This window comes from Longispora fulva, from assembly GCF_015751905.1.
In the GTDB taxonomy this organism is placed as follows: domain Bacteria; phylum Actinomycetota; class Actinomycetes; order Mycobacteriales; family Micromonosporaceae; genus Longispora; species Longispora fulva.
This window is the reverse complement of sequence record NZ_JADOUF010000001.1, coordinates 8,480,961-8,500,107: the sequence shown is the minus strand read 5'-3', so window position 1 is coordinate 8,500,107 and position 19,147 is coordinate 8,480,961. Positions and strand designations below refer to the sequence as shown.

20 protein-coding genes are annotated in these 19,147 nt (G+C 72.7%); 5 read left to right on the top strand and 15 right to left on the bottom strand.

Annotated features, from left to right (window positions below; translation table 11 throughout):
- Positions 1-831, top strand: a complete 831-nt coding sequence (locus IW245_RS39235) for a MaoC/PaaZ C-terminal domain-containing protein (RefSeq protein ID WP_197008106.1) — start codon at positions 1-3, stop codon at positions 829-831.
- A gap of 42 nt (positions 832-873) precedes the next feature.
- Here IW245_RS39235 and IW245_RS39230 read toward each other — a convergent pair whose 3' ends face one another.
- Positions 874-1,512, bottom strand: coding sequence for a TetR/AcrR family transcriptional regulator (locus IW245_RS39230; protein ID WP_197008105.1), 639 nt, complete (start codon positions 1,510-1,512; stop codon positions 874-876).
- Between the two features lie 68 nt (positions 1,513-1,580).
- On the opposite strand from IW245_RS39230, the gene IW245_RS39225 reads away from it, so the two are divergent.
- The 3 genes from IW245_RS39225 (at position 1,581) to IW245_RS39215 (ending at position 4,896) form a co-directional block, all read left to right on the top strand.
- Positions 1,581-2,033 (top strand): SCP2 sterol-binding domain-containing protein, encoded by a 453-nt coding sequence (locus IW245_RS39225; protein ID WP_197008104.1) that lies wholly within the window; start codon positions 1,581-1,583, stop codon positions 2,031-2,033.
- A gap of 4 nt (positions 2,034-2,037) precedes the next feature.
- Positions 2,038-3,243, top strand: coding sequence for an acyl-CoA dehydrogenase family protein (locus tag IW245_RS39220; protein WP_197008103.1), 1,206 nt, complete (start codon positions 2,038-2,040; stop codon positions 3,241-3,243).
- A gap of 90 nt (positions 3,244-3,333) precedes the next feature.
- Positions 3,334-4,896 carry an AMP-binding protein gene (locus tag IW245_RS39215; protein WP_197008102.1) on the top strand — a complete coding sequence of 521 codons (1,563 nt, stop codon included), beginning with the start codon at positions 3,334-3,336 and terminating at the stop codon, positions 4,894-4,896.
- Positions 4,897-4,914: 18 nt separating this feature from the next.
- On the opposite strand, the gene IW245_RS39210 is transcribed toward IW245_RS39215, so the two are convergent.
- Positions 4,915-5,112 carry a hypothetical protein gene (locus IW245_RS39210; protein WP_197008101.1) on the bottom strand — a complete coding sequence of 66 codons (198 nt, stop codon included), beginning with the start codon at positions 5,110-5,112 and terminating at the stop codon, positions 4,915-4,917.
- A 157-nt stretch (positions 5,113-5,269) separates the two neighbouring features.
- Between IW245_RS39210 and IW245_RS41955 the strand changes: the two genes are divergently transcribed.
- Positions 5,270-6,016, top strand: a complete 747-nt coding sequence (locus IW245_RS41955; protein WP_197008100.1) for an AfsR/SARP family transcriptional regulator — start codon at positions 5,270-5,272, stop codon at positions 6,014-6,016.
- Between the two features lie 38 nt (positions 6,017-6,054).
- Here the strand turns inward: IW245_RS41955 and IW245_RS39200 are convergent, their stop codons facing one another.
- From IW245_RS39200 to IW245_RS39140, 13 genes are all read right to left on the bottom strand, one after another.
- Positions 6,055-6,993 (bottom strand): NADase-type glycan-binding domain-containing protein, encoded by a 939-nt coding sequence (locus IW245_RS39200; protein ID WP_197008099.1) that lies wholly within the window; start codon positions 6,991-6,993, stop codon positions 6,055-6,057.
- A gap of 248 nt (positions 6,994-7,241) precedes the next feature.
- Complete coding sequence (locus tag IW245_RS39195; RefSeq protein WP_197008098.1) at positions 7,242-7,781, bottom strand: phage tail protein; 540 nt, start codon at positions 7,779-7,781, stop codon at positions 7,242-7,244.
- Entirely contained in the window at positions 7,778-9,703 is a 1,926-nt protein-coding gene (locus tag IW245_RS39190; protein ID WP_197008097.1) for a putative baseplate assembly protein, read from the bottom strand. Before IW245_RS39190 ends, IW245_RS39195 begins: the two co-directional genes overlap by 4 nt.
- Positions 9,703-10,107 carry a GPW/gp25 family protein gene (locus IW245_RS41950; protein WP_233472961.1) on the bottom strand — a complete coding sequence of 135 codons (405 nt, stop codon included), beginning with the start codon at positions 10,105-10,107 and terminating at the stop codon, positions 9,703-9,705. The genes IW245_RS39190 and IW245_RS41950 overlap by 1 nt, the downstream gene beginning before the upstream one ends.
- A gap of 81 nt (positions 10,108-10,188) precedes the next feature.
- A complete protein-coding gene (locus IW245_RS39180; protein WP_197008095.1) occupies positions 10,189-10,470 on the bottom strand; it encodes a PAAR domain-containing protein in 282 nt (93 codons plus the stop codon).
- A gap of 9 nt (positions 10,471-10,479) precedes the next feature.
- Complete coding sequence (locus tag IW245_RS39175) at positions 10,480-12,231, bottom strand: VgrG-related protein (protein WP_197008094.1); 1,752 nt, start codon at positions 12,229-12,231, stop codon at positions 10,480-10,482.
- Positions 12,221-12,982 (bottom strand): CIS tube protein, encoded by a 762-nt coding sequence (locus tag IW245_RS39170; protein ID WP_197008093.1) that lies wholly within the window; start codon positions 12,980-12,982, stop codon positions 12,221-12,223. Before IW245_RS39170 ends, IW245_RS39175 begins: the two co-directional genes overlap by 11 nt.
- Entirely contained in the window at positions 12,979-13,410 is a 432-nt protein-coding gene (locus IW245_RS39165; protein WP_197008092.1) for a phage tail protein, read from the bottom strand. The genes IW245_RS39170 and IW245_RS39165 overlap by 4 nt, the downstream gene beginning before the upstream one ends.
- A 97-nt stretch (positions 13,411-13,507) precedes the next feature.
- Complete coding sequence (locus tag IW245_RS39160) at positions 13,508-16,447, bottom strand: hypothetical protein (protein WP_197008091.1); 2,940 nt, start codon at positions 16,445-16,447, stop codon at positions 13,508-13,510.
- A 32-nt stretch (positions 16,448-16,479) separates the two neighbouring features.
- Entirely contained in the window at positions 16,480-16,638 is a 159-nt protein-coding gene (locus IW245_RS39155) for a DUF6760 family protein (protein ID WP_197008090.1), read from the bottom strand.
- Entirely contained in the window at positions 16,635-17,048 is a 414-nt protein-coding gene (locus IW245_RS39150; protein ID WP_197008089.1) for a hypothetical protein, read from the bottom strand. The genes IW245_RS39155 and IW245_RS39150 overlap by 4 nt, the downstream gene beginning before the upstream one ends.
- Positions 17,045-17,488 (bottom strand): phage tail protein, encoded by a 444-nt coding sequence (locus IW245_RS39145; protein ID WP_197008088.1) that lies wholly within the window; start codon positions 17,486-17,488, stop codon positions 17,045-17,047. The genes IW245_RS39150 and IW245_RS39145 overlap by 4 nt, the downstream gene beginning before the upstream one ends.
- Before the next feature lie 17 nt (positions 17,489-17,505).
- The gene (locus IW245_RS39140) at positions 17,506-19,035 is read right to left on the bottom strand and encodes a phage tail sheath family protein (protein WP_197008087.1); all 1,530 of its coding nucleotides are present in this window, start codon (positions 19,033-19,035) and stop codon (positions 17,506-17,508) included.
- Positions 19,036-19,147: the final 112 nt, after the last annotated feature.

The window sequence follows — 19,147 nt, the reverse complement described above, 5'->3', positions numbered from 1 at the left end:
GTGGTCAGCGTTCTGCGGGCGCTGGCCACGGTCACCCATCGCGGGGACGCGCTGCCCACGGCCGAGCTGAGCCGGGAGGTGTCCGTCGACCGGCGGGCGCTGGCCGGGTACGCGAAGGTGTGCGGTTTCCGGGTGTCCGACGCGCTGCCGGCGACCTATCCGCACGTGCTGTCCTTCCCGCTCCAGATGGACCTGCTCACCCGGTCGGACTTCCCCTTTCCGGTACTGGGACTCGTGCACGTCGCCAACCGGATCACGGTGCACCGGCCGGTGCTGGCGTCTGAGACGTTGGCGCTGACCGTGCGGGCGGCCGACCTGCGGCCGCACGACAAGGGGCGGCAGTTCGACGTGGTGAGCGAGGCGCGGGTCGACGGGGAGCTCGTGTGGCAGGACTGGTCGACGTATCTGCGCAAAGGCGCGGCGACCGGGGGCTCCGGGGGCGAGGCGGCGTCCGGTGACGAACCGGTCGCCGGTGACAGGGCCGGCGGGGCGGACCGGCCCGAGGCGCCGAGACCCAGCGCGGTGTGGCGGGTGCCCGGCGACGCCGGTCGGCGCTACGCCGCGGTCTCCGGGGACGCCAACCCGATCCACCTGTACGCGCTGACCGCCCGCGCCTTCGGGTTCCCCCGGGCCATCGCGCACGGGATGTGGACGAAGGCGCGGTGCCTGGCGGCGCTGGAGGGGCGGCTGCCGGCGGCGTACACGGTGGACGTCCGGTTCAAGCTGCCGGTACTGCTGCCCGCCACGGTGGGCTTCTCCTCGGACGGCGGGGCGTTCGCGGTGCACGACGTGCGCACAGGCAAGCCGCACCTGAGCGGAACGGTGTCGTAGCGCCAGGGGAGGTCGCCGGGTGGCGACCTCCCCTGGCGTCGCTCAGGCGGCCGGCGGGGTCCACCTCGCGCCGGTGAGCAGGGTGCCGAAGCCCAGCCAGACCAGGTTCATCAGCCGGGCGGCGGCGGCCTCCGGGTCGGCGTCGGGATGGTCGGCGATCCAGTCGGCGAGGGCCTCCCCCGCGCCGACCAGCGCCGTGGCCATCGCCGCCAGGTCGCCCTTCACCGGCCCGGGCTCCATGCGCTCCGCCGCGCCGCCGAGCAGCGCGGCGACCGCGTCGACGACCCGGGTCCGGCTGGCCTCCACCTCACTGGCGAAGGGCACGCCCTGGGAGCGGGCCTGGCGGTACAGCACGATCCACGCGTCGCGGTGCGCGGCGACGAAGCCGAGAAACGCCCGCAGCCCCCGCCAGAGCCGCTCGTCGGGCTCCATCTCGCCCACGATCTCCTCGGCCACTGCCGTCATGAGCAGCTCGGACTCGCGGTTGATGCACGCGACGAACAGCTCCTCCTTGGTGCCGAGGTAGGCGTACACCATGGGCTTGGAGATGCCGGCTCGCTCGGCGATCTCGTCCATGGAAGCGGCGTGGTACCCGTGTTCGGCGAACACGGCCACCGCGGCGTCGAGCATCTGCCGTTCCCGGACCGCCCGGGGAAGTCGCCGCGATTTTGTCGTCGTCATACTTGCCAGTCTACCTACCGCGACGTAACCTTACTCGCAAGTAGGTTAGGACAAACGGAGGAACCACCATGGCCGAGATCGACGGCTTCGGGAATCTGAGCGAGATCAGCCCGAGCGACTTCGCCAAGCTCGTGAAGACCGCGCCGAAGGAGGTGTTCGCGCAGATCCTGGAGGACGCCGACGCCCGGACCACGGTCCTCGACGAGGTGTTCAGCCGGATGCAGCAGGTATACAAGGGCGGCAAGTCCACCAACGCCATCCTGCACTGGAAGATCCTGGACAAGCCGGGCGGCGGCTACGACCTGTACGAGACGGTGCTCAACGGCACCGAGTGCACCGTGAACAAGGACGGCGAGGGCGAGCCCCGCGCGACCATCAGCCTGAACGGCACCGAGTTCCTCAAGCTCGCCTCGGGCAACGCCTCCCCGCCGGTGCAGTTCATGACCGGCAAGATCAAGATCAAGGGCGACCTCGGGTTCGCGGCCGGCCTGGCCAGCCTCTTCAACATCCCCAAGGCGTAACGACGTGGTCGACTTCGAGCTCACCGACGACCACGAGGAGCTGCGGACCTGGATCCACGGCTTCGCGGAGTCCGTGATCCGCCCCGCAGCCCACGAGTGGGACGAGCGGGAGGAGACCCCCTGGCCGATCATCCAGGAGGCCGCGAAGATCGGGCTGTACGGGTTCGAGACCGTCGCCGAGTTCTGGGCCGACGGCACGGGCCTGTCCCTGCCGATCGCCCTGGAGGAGCTTTTCTGGGGTGACGCCGGCATCGGGCTGGCCATCTACGGCACGAACCTCGCCGTGGCCTCGATCTACTCCGCTGGCGACCCCGAGCAGCTGGTCGAGTGGATCCCGCAGTGCTACGGCGACGTGGACAAGCCGGCCGTCGCCGCGTTCTGCTCCACCGAGCCCGAGGCCGGCTCCGACGTGGGCGCGATGCGCACCCGCGCGGTGTACGACGAGGCCACCGACGAGTGGGTCCTCAACGGAAACAAGTGCTTCGCGACCAACGGCGGCATCGCCGGCGTGCACGTCGTGATGGCCTCCGTCGACCCGTCGCTGGGCTCGCGCGGCCAGGCCGGCTTCATCGTGCCGCCCGGCACGCCGGGGCTGACCAGCCCGACCAAGATGAAGAAGCTGGGCCTGCGCGCCTCGCACACCGCCGACGTCTACCTCGACGACGTGCGGGTGCCCGGCTCGTGCCTGCTCGGCGGCAAGGAGGCCCTCGACGAGCGCCTCGCCAGGGCCCGGGAGGGCAAGAAGGCCAGCAACAAGTCGATGCAGACCTTCGAGCTGACCCGGCCGTCGGTCGGCGCGATGGCCGTGGGCATCGCCCGCGCGGCGTACGAGTACTCGCTGGAGTACGCCAAGACCCGGGTCCAGTTCGGCAAGCCGATCGTGGAGAACCAGGCGATCGCGTTCATGCTCGCCGACATGGCCATGGACATCGAGGCCGCCCGGCTGCTGGTCTGGCGGGCCGCGTGGATGGGTCGCAACGGCAAGAAGTTCACGATGGGCGAGGGCTCGATGTCCAAGCTCAAGGCTGGCGAGGTCGCGGTGCGCACCACCGAGCAGGCGGTGCAGATCCTCGGCGGCTACGGCTACAGCCGGGAACACCCGGTCGAGCGGTGGTACCGCGATTCGAAGATCTTCACTATCTTCGAGGGTACGTCCGAGATCCAGCGGCTGGTCATCGCCCGCCAGATCTCCGGCGCGTCGCTGCGCTGAGCAGTCAACCGCTGCCCTGAGCAGTCATCGGCATCCCCCTGGCTCCCCCAGGGGGATGCCGGCCCGACCCTCGACCCCGGGAGCCCGCAGGTGTACTCGATCGGCGCACTCACCCGCCTGGCCACCACCTTCGTCCGCAGTGGACTGCTGAACCCGGGGCGACCCGACCGGATCGTGCGCCAGGTCGGCGCGCTCGCCCGGTGGGGGCTGAGCCTGGCCGGGGAGTACACGTCGGCCGCCCGGCGCGATCCCCACCGCACGGCCATCATCGACGACGCGGGCAGCCTGACGTTCGCGCAGGTGGACCTGCGGACGAACCGGCTGGCGCGGGACCTCGCCCGGTTCGGTACCCCCCGGATCGGGTTGTTGTGCCGCAACCACCGGGGCGCGATCGAGACCATGATCGCGGCAAGCAAGATCGGCGCGGATGTCGTGCTGTTGAACACCGGACTGTCGGCCGGCCAGATGCGCACCGTGCTCGAACAGCAGAAGGTCGACGTGCTCGTCGCCGACGAGGAGTTCGCACCCGTGCTCGACGGGGTCGACCTGCCCCGCTACCTGGCCTGGTCCGACGACGGCCTCGGCGACCTCGAACGGATCTGCTCCGACGGCACCGCCGACCCCCTGTCTCCACCGGCCCGGCCCGGCCGGACCATCATCCTCACCTCCGGCACCACCGGCGCGCCCAAGGGCGCCCGGCGGCCCGCCGCGCACAGCCTGGCCCCCGTCGCCGCGATGCTTTCCAAGATCCCGCTCAAGGTCGGCGACACGGTCCTGATCGCCGCGCCCGTGTTCCACACCTGGGGCTTCGGCGGGCTGCAGTTCTCCACCGCGCTGCGCGCGACCCTCGTGCTGCGCCGAAAGTTCGAGCCGGCGGCCGTCAACAAGCTGCTCGCCGAACACGCCTGCACCGCGCTGTGGGTCGTGCCCGTGATGCTGCAACGCCTCCTCGACCACGGCGACGTGCCCCGCCTGCCCTCCCTGCGGGTCGTCGCCGCCAGCGGCTCGCCCCTGCCCGGCGACCTGGCCACCGAGTTCATGGACGCCTACGGCGACGTGCTCTACAACCTCTACGGCTCCACCGAGGCCTCCTGGGTGGCCGTCGCCCAGCCCGCCGACCTGCGCGCCGCCCCCGGCACCGCCGGCCGGCCCCCGCTCGGCACCCGGCTGGCGATCCTCACCGGGGACGGTGCGGCCACCCCTCCCGGCGAGACCGGGCACATCTTCGTCGCCAACGACATGCTGTTCGACGGGTACACCCACGGGGACAGCAAGGAGATCCGCGACGGCATGCTCCGCACCGGCGACGTCGGGCACCTCGACGCCGAGGGCCGGCTGTTCGTCGACGGCCGCGAGGACGACATGATCATCTCGGGCGGGGAGAACGTGTACCCGCGCGAGGTCGAGGACCTGCTCAGCCGTCTCGACGCCGTACTGGAGTGTTGCGTGGCCGGGGTCGCCGATCCCGAGTGGGGGCAGCGGCTGGCGGCCTGGGTGGTGCTGCACCCGGGAGCCGAACTGGACGCCGACGCGGTGCGGGCGCATGTGCGGGAGCATCTGGCGCGGTTCTCGGTGCCCCGGGACGTGGTGTTCCTCGACGTGCTGCCGCGCAACGCGACCGGCAAGGTGCTGATCCGCGAGCTGCCCAGGTAGTCGCACCCGTCCCGGGTGTCAGGCGCGCGGGGAACGGGGGCGCTCGCCCGGCGCGCAGTGGTAGCAGCGCTCGACCACTCCGTCGGCGTTGTACCACTCGTGGGCGCCGCAGTCCGAGGCTCCCTTGTCGGCCCAGCCCCGGTCGACCAGCACCCACGGCAGCCGGCGCCGGAGTCTCGTCCGCCACCGGTACCGGCCCCGCACTGTGCTGCCCACCAGCGGAAACTACGCCAGGCGACGGCCGACGGCCAGCCGGTTCCCGGAACTACGCTGCGATCGATGGAAACTACTGTCGGATACCGGGCTCAATCGCCACACTCGATCTTTACCGTGGGATTCTGCCCTGACCTGCTGTAACTTCACGGGAGGGCATGTGTCCACACTCGCACAGCGCAGCCCGTTCAGAACCGTCCACACCTCACGCGTCGAGATCCGGTGCTTCGGCGGATTCCGGCTCCGGGTGCACGGGCGTCCCATCGACTACGCCGGGATCAGACCCCGGACCCGCACCGCCCTGCGGCTGCTCGCCATGCGGACCGGGCACCCGGTGCACCGCGAGACGCTGCTCGACGCCCTGTGGCCGGACACCGACGCCGTGCCGGCCACGCACAACCTGCACGTCACCCTCTCCAGCCTGCGCAAGTTCCTCGACACCGCGACCGGCGAATCCTGCCAGCTCCAGCGCTCCGGGGACGCCTACCAACTCGTCCTCCCCACCGGGGGATACTGCGACGTGGCGACCTTCGGGGCCGCCATCGACACCGCGCACGACGCCCGGCTCGCCGGGGACTTCGACACCCTCACCGTCGCGCTCCGCACGGCGCTCGACGTCTACCACGGCGACCTGCTCCCCGAGGACGGTCCCGAGGAATGGGTCGTCGGCACCCGCGAATCCCTGCGCCGCCGCGCGGCCACCGCCGCCGTGGACCTGGCCCGCTCGGCCGTGCTCCGCGACGACCACGACGAGGCCGTGTCGGCGGCCCACCAATGCACGGAGATCGACCGGTACTGCGACGCCGGGTGGCGGCTCCTCATCGACGCGTGCACGCGGGTCGGGGATCTGGCGGCGGCGGGGCAGGCCCGGCAGCGGTACGCGGAGATCCTCGCGACCCTGGGCTGAGCACATCGGCCAGGTCGGCGTTATCGCGCTGGTGGGGTTCATCGGCCGTAGAACTCCAGCTCGGCGACGGCGGCGGGCCGGTCGGGGGCTCCGTAGACCGCCCCGATCGTGAGCCGCACCCGGCGTACGTCACTGACGTGCGCCGGGAACGTCTGCCCGCCCGGCGCGTCGCGGAGCTGCCACGTCAGGCGGGTCACCCCACCGGTCCCGTCGGTGACCTCGACCGTCAGGACCGCCGGGCGGCCACCGGTCACGAACGCCTTCTGCTCCGCGGACACCCCGGGCGTCACGATCACCTCGACCAGGCGGAACGGCTTGGCGAAGTCGACCTCCATCCAGGCCGGGGCGGGGCCGGCCGGGGCCCAGAAGGTGTCGCTCGCGCCGTCGTAGAGCCGCTCCGGGGACGTGCCGGCGGCCGAACCGGACGCGCGGGCGGCGCTCGGCAGGACGGCGGCGGGCTTCGTGGTGCGGTCCAGGACGGCGGCCAGTCCCCTGCCGGGGAGCGCGCGCAGGCCCGGGGCCGACGCCACCGTCACGAGGGTGAGCACCGCCGCCAGCAGCAGGATCGGTCGGCGCCACCGGATCGGACGGCGCACATGGGGGCGGTCGCCCGCGGCGTGCACCTTGCGGGGGAGGATCCAGGCGAGGAAACGCTGCCAGCGGGTGGGCTTCGTCTCGACCGGGGCCGCGGTCAGCGCGATGCCGCAGCGGCGGCAGAAGCGGCGGGTGGCATCGTTGCCGGCGCCGCAGGAGGGGCAGGGGGTCTCGCCGCGCTGGAGAGGGCGGTCCTCGGTCTGCTCGCGGACCGGCCGACGGGTGGTGGTTTCGTCGGTGGGTTGGCGTTCGGTGGGGCGGACGGGGGCCGGGGTCCACTGGCCGGTGGCCGGAGTGGGGTCCGGGGCCGGGGTAGGACGGGGCGGGAGTTCGGGGGCCGAGCCGGACGCTGGGCCGGGCTCCGCACCCGGTCCCGGTTCCATGGGCGGCACCTGGCCGGAACCGGCCTGGGGCTGCGGACCGGGCACGGGCTCCGGACGGGTGAAGTTCCACGTGGGCGGCGGGGCCGATGCGGGCACCTCCGGAGATCGGGGCCTGGCCGGCGCCACCGCAGGCGGGGCCGGCGGCGCGACCGGTTCGTCCCGGGCGCCCTCCCATTCCAGGAACGCCCCGCACTCCCCACAGAACTGCGCCCCCGCCTCATTGCGTTGCCCGCACTGCCGGCACACGATCATGACGCCACCACCTCCAGGGTCACCAGGACGTGCGCCGGCACGGCCTCCACGATCGCCGCCCGCAACCGCCGCTCGTTGACCTGCCCGGGATCCGGTACCCCCACCCGCACCACCACCTGCGCCGGCCCGCTCCCCGGCACCTCCCCGCCGGGTAGGTCCGACCAGCCGCACACCCCACTGTCGACCACCTCGACGGCCCCGCCGGTGAGCAGGCGGACATGCGCCGCCAGGCCCCGTTTCGTGCCCCGCCACCGGTGCAGTTCCACGGCGTGGGCGACGAGGTCGCGGCGCTGGGCGACCGGCCAGCTCTCGTCGAGGGACAGCGCGACCCAGCCGGCCAGCCAGTCGAGGAAGTCCTCGGGGACCAGCGCGGGATCCAGGTACGCGGGGAAGCAGTCCAGTGCGAGGAACACCGGGGCGAGTACCTGGTCGAGGGCCTCGGTGAACCGCTGGGTGAAGGCGTTCTCCAGGTACACGCCGGGGAGGCGCTCCCCGATCGGGTGCGCCGTGGTCAGGTGGTCGAGTCCGAGTCTCATGCGCGGCCCACCCGTACCTGGTGGCCGTAGGAGAAGATCAGGCCGTTCGGGGACAGCGGAAGGCGCGGGACGGCCCCGCCGCGCGCTCCGGTGACCGGGTCGGCGCCGAACAGGCGGACCTCCTCGACGAGCTCCACGCCGGGTACCCGTTGCAGGACGGCGAAGATGTCGCCCGAGTGCACCGGGCGGCCGAACGGCCAGCCGGTGTGGTCGGGGCCGCCGGTGATGGGGTGCAGGTAGGCGTACAGCTCCTGGAGGGCGCGGGCCCGGAGCACCTCGGGTTCGGTCCGCGGCCGGGCCTGCAGCTCGGCGACGACGGTGACGCCCTGGTAGAACGGCGGCTCGACGGAGATCCGGGCCCCGATGCACCGGCGCTCGTCGAGGTACCGCGACACCTTGGACAGCAGGGCCGCGCTGGGCTTGAGGTCGGCGAACCGCAGGTCGTCGGTGGCGGTCACGGCGGGCACGACGAGGACGCGGACCGCGCCGGACTCCTCACTGACGGGTACGCACCGAACCCGGGCCGCGTCGGGGGCCGCCTCGCGGGCGAGCTGTTCGAAGTCCTCGGCGGTGACGGCGCGGTCGCGGGTGCGCAGGGTCAGCGGGCCCCGGGTGGAGGCGTCCTCCACGGATTCGCCGTCCACGCCGCCGCTGGCCGGTACCCGGTTGGAGACCGTGGAGACGAACGGGACCGGGTCGCGTTGGATCTGGAGCATGTTGCGGGCGACGTTGCCGCGTCGGCCGCCGCCGGTGCGGTACACGGGAATCCGGATCGTGGCGCCCTTGCCCGGCACGGCGCCGTAGTGCCGCAGGCCGCCGTCGGCCCCGCGGACCGCCGGCCCGAACAGCAGCTCCCCCGCGCCCCGGTCGACCATGAAGTGCCGGTCGGTGGCCCCGGACCCGGCGAACGACGTGACCTCCCGCCACTCGTCGGCGTCCACGAGGAGCACGAGCGGCTCGGCGTCGGCGACGACGGGCCGGTGTTCCAGGGGGAAGCGCTGGCCGGGCACGCCGGTGGACATGCCGGCCACCTCCCCGCGAACGACCTCGGCGTGCACGACGGCGACCGATCCGCCCATGGTGGACGCGGCGACGGACAGCAGCCGGGGCGAGGCCCGGTAGAACGGCTGGCCCGCGACGGGGTCCAGCACCCGGCAGCGGAGCCAGGCGGCGCGGTGCCGGCCCAGTACCGAGGCGTCGTGGTGGGCGGGCACATGCAGCAGCACGTCGCCGGGCTTGTTGAAGCCGCCGGTGGAGTCCTCGTCGACGACGCACCGTTCCCAACCGGTCCCGGTCCACGCCTCCCAGACCAGCGGCGGGTCGCGCGGGTCGACGCCCACGCCGGCCACGTCGCAGTCGACCCGCAGCAGCACCAGGCAGTGCGGCACGGGCACGTCGAGGCCGAAGAGCACGACATCGCCGGGTACCGGCTGGGCGGAGAAGCACGCCAGCCCCGTTCCGGCGGCCAGTTCCTCGGACCGGTCGGCCGGCACGTCCGCCCCGGAGGCGGTGAGCACCCGTTCCAGGTGGCACGGCACGATCCGCAGTTCCCGTTCGACGGTGAACACCACCGGGTCCTCGGTGTCGACCCGCTGGCTGGCGACCTGGGCCCCGGCGGGCACCACGACGGTCTCCGGCTGGGCGGCGGCGAGCCGGTAGGTGACCTCGCCGGTGGCGGCGGTCGGCGGGAACAGCCGGACGCCGATCAGGTCGAGGAACTTCAGGTAGTGAAGATGCGGGACCCGGTTCATCCGGTACAGCACCGTGTCGACCATGAACGCGAACGTCTCGATCAGCGTCACGCCCGGGTCGGACACGTTGTGGTCCGTCCATTCGGGGCAGCGCTGCTGCACCATGCGCTTCGCCTCGTCGACGAGCTCCTGGAACCGCCGGTCGTCGAGGTTCGGGCTGGGCAGGGACATCAGACCGTCTCCTCGTGGGTGGGGATCACGTAGAACGGGAACACCAGGTTGCGGGGGTCGTTGTCGCCGCGGATGGCGTACCGGATGTCGATCATGAGGATGCCCTCCTCGACGGAGGCGAACCCGACCCGCACGTCGTGCAGGGTGATCCTGGGTTCCCAGCGTTCGAGGGAGAGCCGGACCTCGTAGGCGATCCGGCCGGCCGTGGACACGTCCGCCGGGGCGAAGACGAGGTCGTGCACCGCGCAGCCGAAGTCCGGGCGCATCGGGCGCTCGCCGGGGGCGGTGGCGAGGATGAGGCGGATGCTCTCGGCGATCTCGCGGTCGCCGCCGACGAGCGCGATGGAGCCGGTGGCGTCGGTGCGGATCGGGAAGGCCCATCCGCGCCCGACGAACTCACTCACCGGAAACCACCCCACAGGGTGCGGGAAGGGCCGCCGCGCGCCGGCCCAGGTGTCGCCGTAACCCATGAAAGGTTTTCATCGTCACCCTCCGATCAGCACTGTCGGGCAGCCCATCAGGATGGGCGCGCCGCATCCGGCCATGTCCCCCATCCGGGCCGCCGGCATCCCGCCGATCAGCACCGTCGGGCACCCGGGCGGGACGAGCGGCGTCGGCGGGTGCACGGCCGGCGGCGGGAACGAGCATGTGTGCAGGTCGCCGACCCGCGCGGCCGGCACCCCGCCGATCAGGACGGTCGGGCAGCCCGGACCGGTGATCACCCCCGGGTGACCGGTCGGGTCGCCGACCCGCGCCGCTGCTGGCATGTTCTCCCCCTAGTTGATCTTGACGATGCCGCCGCTGACGGTCACCTGGCCGGTGGCCTTCAGCTCCGCCTCCGCCATGCCCTGCGCCGACACCTTCTGGCCCTTGAGCTCGACGGGACCGCTGCCGCCGTCCACGCTGACGCCCATGCCCTTGATCTCGACCTTGCCGTTGCCGGCGTCGAGCACCATGCCGTTGGAGCCGGTGATCGTGACCTTGCCGCTCTTCTTGTCCAGCTTCACCGACAGCTTCCCGTCGCCGGTGGCGAGCAGAATGCCGTCGTTCTCGACCAGTTCGAGCCTGTGCCCGGTCCGCGACACCAGCGCGCGGGCCGCGATCTCGCCGCTGCCGCCGTCGACGGGGTCCGTGGACAGGGTCGGCAGGGTGTCCTTGCCGTTGTAGAGGCCGCCGAGCACGTACGGGGCGTCCGGGTCCCCGCCCGTGAACCCGACCAGCACCTCGTCGCCGACCTCCGGCAGGAACAGCGCGCCGCGCCCCTTGCCGGCCCCCGGCGCGACGAGCCGGGCCCAGCCACTCGTGAAGTCCTTCGACAGCCACGGGTACGTGAGTTTCACCCGGCCCATCTCCAACGGGTCCCGCACGTCGCTGACGATGCCCGGGACGAGTCCCCGGTCGACCCGGGTGTCCGTGCCGCCGGCCGACACGAGGCCGAACAGGGAGCGCTCCTGGCGGCCGGAGACGAGGAACGCCGTCTCGTACCCGTGGTCGCCGAACAGGTGCCGGGTACTGGTCAGGACGTACTTGCCGGCGAACGGCTCGCCGACCCCGCCCAGGGTCACCGACACCCCGGCCCGCAGCTTCGGGTTGCCCTTGGCCACGCCGTCGAGTTCCACGCATGCCCCGCCGAGCTGGGCGGCGAGCGCCGCGGCCGTGGCCTTGACCGCTCCGGGGGTGCGCCAGGCGGCGTCGGCGGCCACGTACGGCGGGCTGGCGAACTTCTTCCCCAGCGCCACGGGGTCCGCCCCGGGGACCTCCGCGCCGGCCGTCGTCGGGGTGGCGGTGGCCGACACCTCCTGCTTGCGTTCGAAGTCCCAGCCGCGGGCCTCCACGCTCGGCACCTGCTCGGCGGCGGACACGCACGCCCGCAGCGACACCAGGTTGCGGCCGGCCTCCAGGACCAGCGGGTCGGTGTGCGCCCTGGCGTTGGCGTCCGGTGCGCCCTGCGGGGCGGCGGGCAGCCGGAAGTCCAGCCTGCCCCCGGCGACCGCGAGTTGCGCGCCGACGAGGTCGGCCAGCCGGGTGAGGAACTCCCAGTCGCTGACGTTGTCCTGGCTGAGCTGGGTGTTGGCGGCACCGCTGACGCCCGGTACCGGATCGATGGTCCCGGTCTTGACCCCGGCCCGGTCGGCGACCTTGCGGACGACGTCGGCCACGGTCATGTTCGGGTACGCCGCCACCCGCCGCCCCCGGAAGAACCGGTGCCCGACGTCGAGCCCCCGCACCTCGGTCACCGACCCCGACGGGTCCAGCTCGACCTCCAGCGCCGTGACCTCCCCGGCGAGCAGCAGTTGCGGCGCGGTCGGCTCGGCGGTGCGCACCTTGAGGGCCACCTTCGCGCCGATCGCGAACTTCGCCTTGCCCAGCACCACGTGCTGCGGGTCGCGGAACCGCAGCACGAACAGGTCCGGCAGGTTGCGGCTGTCGTCCACGTAGGCGTAGGTGAGCATCGGGACCACGTCGGCGGGCAGCGGCGCGCCCTCGACCTCCACGATGAGGGAGTTGGCGAAGCTCTCATTGGCCATGGTCGAGTTCCTCCATCCCCGGTACGAGCAGCCGGCGCCCGGGAGCCAGCCGCAGCGGGTCGTCGACCCCGTTGGCCTCAGCGACGGCCCGCCACAGGGCGGCGTTGCCGTAGGCGCGGTGGGCCACCGACTGCAGGGTGTCGCCGGCGACGACCACGTGCACGTCGCGGGCGGCGAGCGCGCCGGAGGTCGGGTTCTGGCCGCCCTGCTCGCCGGAGATCTCCTCCAGGCTCGCCGTGCACACCGCGCGTACCGGCATGCCACCCGGCGTGAACAGGGTGTACTTCGCCGTGACCGTCTTCAGGAAGCCCGCGAAGCTGGTCAGGCCGCCCCAGTGGAAGATCACCCACGGCGGGGTGGGGAACTTCTTGTACGGCACCGTGCACGAGAAGAGCTTCTCCACCGCGTTCACGACCGCGTCGTCCATCTTCTCGGTGGCGTCGAAGAACAGTTCCAGCGACAGCTTCGCCGGTTCGGAGCCGAGGAACTCCGGCGGACCGGCCTTCTTCGCCTTCGCCTGCGGGTTGCGGCCCCACTTGGCTGCCTTGGTGAGGTTGAGCTCCTTCGGGTTGAACTGGAAGTCGATGGTGTCGATGACCGTGCTGCTGGGGGCGGCGGTCCCGCCGCCCGGCGGGGGCTCGCGGCGCTCCAGGAACGCCCGTTGCAGGCTCGCCGGCGCGCCGTCGCGCCCGCCGCCCGGGTTGCGGTGCGTCGAGGTGCCGGCGGCGGTGAACGTGACCGGCCCACTCATGTCGACACGAACCCGTGGTGCGCCAACTCCAGGGTCTCCATGGCCACCTTGGGGCTGTCGTGGGTGAGCTGCGGTCCCGTCCACCGGACCGGCACCACCCCGTGCAGGCCCCAGGACGCGATCTTCTCGCCGAGCGGGTTGCGGGCCTCGATCACGGCCGTCATCCGCTTCACCCCGTTGGACATGCCGGCGAACCAGTCCGTGATCTTCTTGCTGTCGGCGGTGACCGGCCGGGTGAGCTTGATGTTCGGGTACTTGATCCGGGTCGGCAACTGCCACACCCACCCGTTCTGCCCGCCCTCCTCCCGCTGTTCCATGACGACCTCGACACCGAGGCCCTCGCAGCTGTTGAACGCGCCCAGGCTGTTGCGGTCGACGGTCACCAGGAACGAGACCGCCACCGCCTCGACGTCGGGCCTACCAGCCATGGTCTCCTCCTCGTTCCTCTTCGGTCCTTCTTCGGGGTGGTGCCGGGGGTTGCTCCTCGGATGCCGAGGTCGCTCTCGCGTGTCCGGGTCGCTGTCGTCAGTGGCGCAGGTCGGTGAGGACGCCGCGTCGGTCCCGGTCGAGCCGGAGCTCGGCCTTCAGCCTCCGCAGCAGCGGGTCGAACAACTTCTTCAACAACTCCTCCGGGGCGCCGTCGCCGGTCGCGGGGGCCGGGGCGGGCGCGGCCTCCTCAGCCCGCTGCACGACCATTTCGGGGGTACGGGTGAGCACCGGCACCATCGACGGCGCCTCGACCTCCACAGCCCGCTGCACCTCGACCGGTTCCGCGTGCGGGGCGCTCCACAGGGGTGTGTCGGGCGGCCCGGCCGGCGGGGACGGCACGCCTGACGGGGCCTGTCCGGCCGATGGAGGGGACCCGGTTGCGGCGCGTTGCAGGGCCACGGGCAGGCCGTGGTGTCCGAGGAGTCCGGTACTCGGGCCGTGCGCCGGAGCGGGCAGGGCCAGCACCCGGACGGTGTCCTCGGGACGTCCCGGTCCGCCGTCCGCCGTGGCCCCGTCGCCGAACTGGTCGGTTCCGCGGGTGTCCGACCAGGTCAGATGCGTGTCGGGCAGACCGGAAGGGTCGTCGTGCCCGGCCCGGTCCGACAGGCCGCCGCCCAGGGTCGGCGCGTCCGGCCCCTCAGCAGCGGACCGTTGCACGGCACCGCCCAGGCCCCCGTCAGCGGTCTGTCGCAACGCACCGCCCGGACCCTCGTCGGCGATCCGCCGCGAGGCATCGCCCGGGCCGTGGTCGGCGATCTGTCGCACACCACCCGGGACCTGGTCCGGGAACCCGCGCAGGGCACCCGGGCCCGCACCGGGGAACTGGTGCGAGGCCTCGGCAAAGTCAGTCGTGCGTGGGAGACCTGGGGGCATCTCGCCGGGGGCCAGGGGCGCGCCGAGGCCCAGACGTCGGGGCTCACCGACCGAACGCTGAACAGCGGCACTCCCGGCGGCGGCACCGCCCGACGCGTCTGCGGCTCCGCTCCCGGCCTGGCCCGCCGTCCAGGTGCCCGCGTCCCGCCGGCCGGAGACTCCCTGCCCGGCGGAGGTCCCCGCGACACCCGCACCGGACCGGGCACCCGGACCTGGTGCGGCCTCCGATGCGGTGCCGGAATCGGTCGCCCGCTGGACGAACCCTCCGGTCTCGTGCGAGGCGTCCTGTCCGGCGCCCAGCGTCGGGCCCGAGGACAGCGGCCCGGCCCCGAAGTCTCCCGAGATCAGACCGGCGCTCCCGCTGGCGCTCTCGCCCGAGGTCGCGGTCGCTCCCGGGTACGCGTCGAAACCGGCGTCCGCACCCGACCTGGACTCCGATCCCGCCGTGCTCAGTCGACCGGGGCCGGACCCGGCGACCGGGTCGCCCGGCGCGGGTGCCGGCCGGTCGGGCGCACTGTCACCCGCGCCCGGGGCCTGGTCGGACCGCGCCGCCAGGTCCGCGCGGTCGAGGGCGGAGCCGGGCGGAGTGGTGTCCCCGAGCAGCGGCGCGTCGGAAGAGGCGGCGCGTTGCACGACCGGGGCCGTGGAACCGGACGATGCGCCGTGCGACGGTGACCCGTCGCGGGACGCGTCGCCCGGTGGCCGGGCATGGGACCCGTCGCCCTGTGGCCGGGTGTCGGACGCGTGCCCACGGCGGGCGACGTCGCTGGAGTCGTGCTGTCCGGGGTCGTGGACATGGTCGCCGGTGGTCGTGAGGTCAGCACTGCGCGACACCAGCAGCCCCTGGCTCCGCTCCCCGCCGTTCTGACCGGCGCCGGAACCACTTCCCAGCACGGGCAGGCCGCCCGAGATCGCGTCCGGGCCCGCCGGTTCGACACCGTGGGACGCGCCGCCGGCTGACGTGCCGCCGTCCGCGAGTGGCCCCGGGTCGCCGAGCAACGGTCCGTCCGCCAGGAGATCCGAGTCGCCGAGCGCCGTTCCGCCCTCCGCGAGGTGACCAGGCTCCCCGGCGGACGAACCATGTTCCGTGAGGCGGTCCGCGTCGCCGGGCGACACTCCACCGTCGGCGAGACGACCCTGCTCCCCGCCCGACGCGAGTTCCGTGACCGGGCCCGGTTCGCCGACGGGACCACCGGCCGCCGTCCGCTGCACCGAGAACCCTGCCCCGCCTGTCGCCGCGGGCCGCGCTCCGGACTGGTCGCCGCCCGCGTGGCCCGACCCGTCGGCCGTTCTCCGCGCCCCGGATCCTGTCGCGTCCGTCCGTGGCGCCCCAGCCTCAGCCCCGGCTCCTCGCCACGCCGACGCACCGTCCGATCCCCTGTCCGCGGAACCGGCGTCGCCCGCCAACCGCTGGACGACGGGACCCGCGCCCTCTCCAAGCCCCTGGGCGGGGCCCGCGAGGCCACTCGGATCAGGACCGGTCTCGTCCGCCGACCGCCGCACGACCGGCTCGCCCCCGAACGGCGCGCCGGAACCGTCGCCACCGAGCAGCGCCGCGTCCGCGTGCGGACCCGTCGCCCCGCCGTCCGCCGACCGCCCGACGCCACCCGTCACACCATCGACGCCGATTGCGGACCCCGAGCCGGCCGACCGGACGTCAGCCCCTCCGGTCGGCGCGCCGCCGCCCTGTCCCGGTCCCCCGCCTAACCGCTGCACCACCCGGTCCAGCAGCCGGGAGACCGGCCCGCGCTCGACCACCGGCAACTCGCCCCCGGCCGACGGATACGCCGACCTCGGGCCGTCCAGGGTCGGCTCCGACACCGTCGGTTCCGGCGGGGCCGGGACGGCCGAGACCACGCCCGACGGTTCCGCCGGCCCCACCGCGTGCCGCAACGGCGCCAGGAACGTCGGGTCCTGCCAGGCGGTGAGCCCGCCGCTGAACCGGTCGGTCGGATTGGTCAGCGGATGGTCGCCGACCGTGCGCTGGAGGGGCGGGAGGTCCCGCCAGGCCCCGACGGGCGCCCGCGCGACCTCCGGCCCACGCGAGGCGGCGGACCCGTGCCCGGCCCCGGGCCGAGACTCCGCACCGCTCGGGGACCCCACGCCGGATGGAGCGTCACGCTTCCACGGCCACATCAGCCCGGTCCCCTCATCCGTGTGTTGATCTTCGCGATCTCATTCGTGTACCGCAGCCGGTCGACGTGCTCCAGGTCGAGGATGTCGTCGAGCGCCCAGTGGAAGTGGTAGGCCACGTACGCGATCTCCTCGTGCAGCCGGTCGGTCGCGTACGTCACGATTCCCCCGGGCGGCCACCGCCCGCCATGTCGACGGTGAAGGCGTGCCCGCAGGAGGGGCAGGCCACCCCGGCCCGGGTGTGCCCCTCGCTGTTGATCCGCCGGTACAGCTCCTGCAGGAACGCCAGGTCCGCCGCGAACAGGTCCTCCACCACGCCGGCGTGCACGTCGGTGATGTCGCCCAGTTCGGTGATGACCCGGGCGAGCAGCACCACGGTGAGGTAGGCCGGGTTCTCCCGGACCCGGTCGTCGCGCAGCGGGACGAGCTCGTCGCGTGCCGTGGCCAGCCGCATGACGCCCGACTTGTGCAGGGTGCCTGCGGGGTCGACGTACCCCCGGGGAAGTTCGAACGCGAACTCGGTCCGCAGCCGCTCCGGGGTCTCGGCCGGCACCGGGGCGGTGCGCCTCATTCGATGACCATCTCCTCGTAGGTGACGACGGCCTTCTCGGTGAGGACGCTGGTGTCGCCGGCCTTCAGGGAGCCGATCTCCAGGCTCTTGAGCCAGGCCCCGTGCAGGATGTAGCGCTTGATGGCCTGCTGCTCGTAGTCGAAGATGATCACGGCGGCCGTCTTGCGGGCGTCGGCCATCTTGCCGAGCCGCGAGTCCTTCATCCACTTCTCGAAGCTGTTGCTGGCGGTCAGGCTCCGGACGAAGGTGACCTCGCCAGCCTTGATCCGCCCCGGCAACTTCTTGATCATGAACTTGCCGTCTTTCGTGTTCGTCTTCAGCTCGATCACGTCCTGCTCGAACTTCAGACCGCTGACCTCGTTGATCTGCGTGATCATCACGCCGTCGACCTCCAGCCCGAAGGAGTGGCCGACCGCACCGTCCAGATCGGGGAGCGCCATGTGCGTCTACCTCTCTGCTACTCGTTGACCAGGCTGGTGCCGCCGGAGAACTGCGACAGCCGGAAGATGACGAACTCGGCGGGTTTCACGGGTGCCACCCCGATCTCGCAGACCACCTGGCCGAGGTCGATGCCCTCGGCGGGGTTGGTCTCCCGGTCGCAGCGGACGAAGTAGGCCTCGTCGGGGGTGAGGCCGAACAGCGCGCCCTTGCGCCACTCCATCACCAGGAAGGAGGCGACCGTGCGCCGGATCCTGGCCCACAGCGCGTCGTCGTTGGGCTCGAACACCACCCACTGGGTGCCGTTCATGATGGACTCTTCGAGGTAGTTGAAGAGCCGCCGCACGTTGAGGTACTTCCACGCCGGGTCGCTCGACAGCGTCCGCGCGCCCCAGACCCGGATCCCCCGGCCGGAGAACGCCCGCACGCAGTTGATCCCGATCGGGTTGAGGAGTTCCTGCTCGGTCTTCGTCAGCTGGGTCTGCAACGCCACCGCGCCGCGCACCACCTCGTTGGCCGGCGCCTTGTGCACGCCCCGGGTCGAGTCGTTGCGGGCCCACACCCCGGCCATGTGCCCGCTGGGCGGGATGAAGTTGTTGCCACCGGTCGCCGGGTCGAAGACCTTGATCCACGGGTAGTACAGGGCCGCGTACTTGGAGTCGTAGCCGGCGTCGTTCATCCGCCAGTCGCGGACCTGCTGCGGGTTCAGCCCGGGCGGGGCGTCGAGGATGGCCATCCGGTCGCCCATCAGCTCGCAGTGCGCGATCATGGCCAACTGCACGGCCTTGACGGTCTCGCCGTCGATCGCCCCGGCCTGCAACGCGCTCATCAGGTCGGGCACCGCGACCATGGTCACCTCGTCCACGGTCTCCAGTCCGCCGAAGCCGGTGCGGTCGGAGACGTCGCCCACGTACACGTCGGCGACGACCCGGGCGGGCACGGCCGGCGGGGACGGCGGCGCGCTGAGCGCCACGGCGCCGAGGTCCGGGCGGGTCGGGGCGCCGGCGGACTGCTGCTCGGTGAGGGTGATCAGGCGGGAGCCGTCCTTCACCCGGGTCACCACGTTGTCGCGGCCCTTGCGGGTGGTCACGTTCTCGAAGGTCTCGGCCGCCTTGCCGTCCTGCTTCACGACCAGGGTGAACCGGTCGTCCGGCGGGTTCTCGCCCGTCGGGCCGGTGATCTCCACGACCAGGCCCCGGGCGCCCGGCTCCCGCGCCGCGACCCGGTACGAGCCGAGCACGGCCTGCGGACCGGCCGGCAGGGCCGCGGTCTCCTCGTCGGCGCGCTGGCCGCCCACCCGGACGATGTAGCAGTTGCCGCCGCCGTTGAGGAAGTAGCCGTACACGGCCTGGGGCAGGTAGCAGCCCTCGGCGAACTCGCCGAACGCCTTCGTGTACTGGCTCCAGTTCGACACCAGGGTCGGCGTGTTGTACGGGCCGGCGGCAGCGAAGCCGACGAAGGCGGCCACGGCGGTGCCCACGCCCTCAATGGGCCGCGAACCGGCTTCGACCTCCTCGACGTACACGCCGGGGGATTGGTAGGTGGGCATCCGGTCCTCCTTGTCGACACGTAACTAAGATCTTGTTCCGGGCGCCCTCGGCCCGAAACGGGCAGCTGGTCCCGTCGTGGGGGTAGTCGTCCCTGCCCGATCGGGCACCCGG

Bases quoted from the DNA above. Each gene is read 5' to 3' on its own strand.
- IW245_RS39195 (WP_197008098.1), bottom strand. From the start codon at position 7,781: ATGAGACTCGGACTCGACCACCTGACCACGGCGCACCCGATCGGGGAG.
- IW245_RS39175 (WP_197008094.1), bottom strand. From the start codon at position 12,231: ATGGCCAATGAGAGCTTCGCCAACTCCCTCATCGTGGAGGTCGAGGGC.
- IW245_RS39190 (WP_197008097.1), bottom strand. From the start codon at position 9,703: ATGTCCCTGCCCAGCCCGAACCTCGACGACCGGCGGTTCCAGGAGCTC.
- IW245_RS39225 (WP_197008104.1), top strand. From the start codon at position 1,581: ATGGCCGAGATCGACGGCTTCGGGAATCTGAGCGAGATCAGCCCGAGC.
- IW245_RS39200 (WP_197008099.1), bottom strand. From the start codon at position 6,993: ATGGAACCGGGACCGGGTGCGGAGCCCGGCCCAGCGTCCGGCTCGGCC.
- IW245_RS39165 (WP_197008092.1), bottom strand. From the start codon at position 13,410: ATGGCTGGTAGGCCCGACGTCGAGGCGGTGGCGGTCTCGTTCCTGGTG.
- IW245_RS39140 (WP_197008087.1), bottom strand. From the start codon at position 19,035: ATGCCCACCTACCAATCCCCCGGCGTGTACGTCGAGGAGGTCGAAGCC.
- IW245_RS39145 (WP_197008088.1), bottom strand. From the start codon at position 17,488: ATGGCGCTCCCCGATCTGGACGGTGCGGTCGGCCACTCCTTCGGGCTG.
- IW245_RS39170 (WP_197008093.1), bottom strand. From the start codon at position 12,982: ATGAGTGGGCCGGTCACGTTCACCGCCGCCGGCACCTCGACGCACCGC.
- IW245_RS39230 (WP_197008105.1), bottom strand. From the start codon at position 1,512: ATGACGACGACAAAATCGCGGCGACTTCCCCGGGCGGTCCGGGAACGG.
- IW245_RS39180 (WP_197008095.1), bottom strand. From the start codon at position 10,470: ATGCCAGCAGCGGCGCGGGTCGGCGACCCGACCGGTCACCCGGGGGTG.
- IW245_RS39150 (WP_197008089.1), bottom strand. From the start codon at position 17,048: ATGAGGCGCACCGCCCCGGTGCCGGCCGAGACCCCGGAGCGGCTGCGG.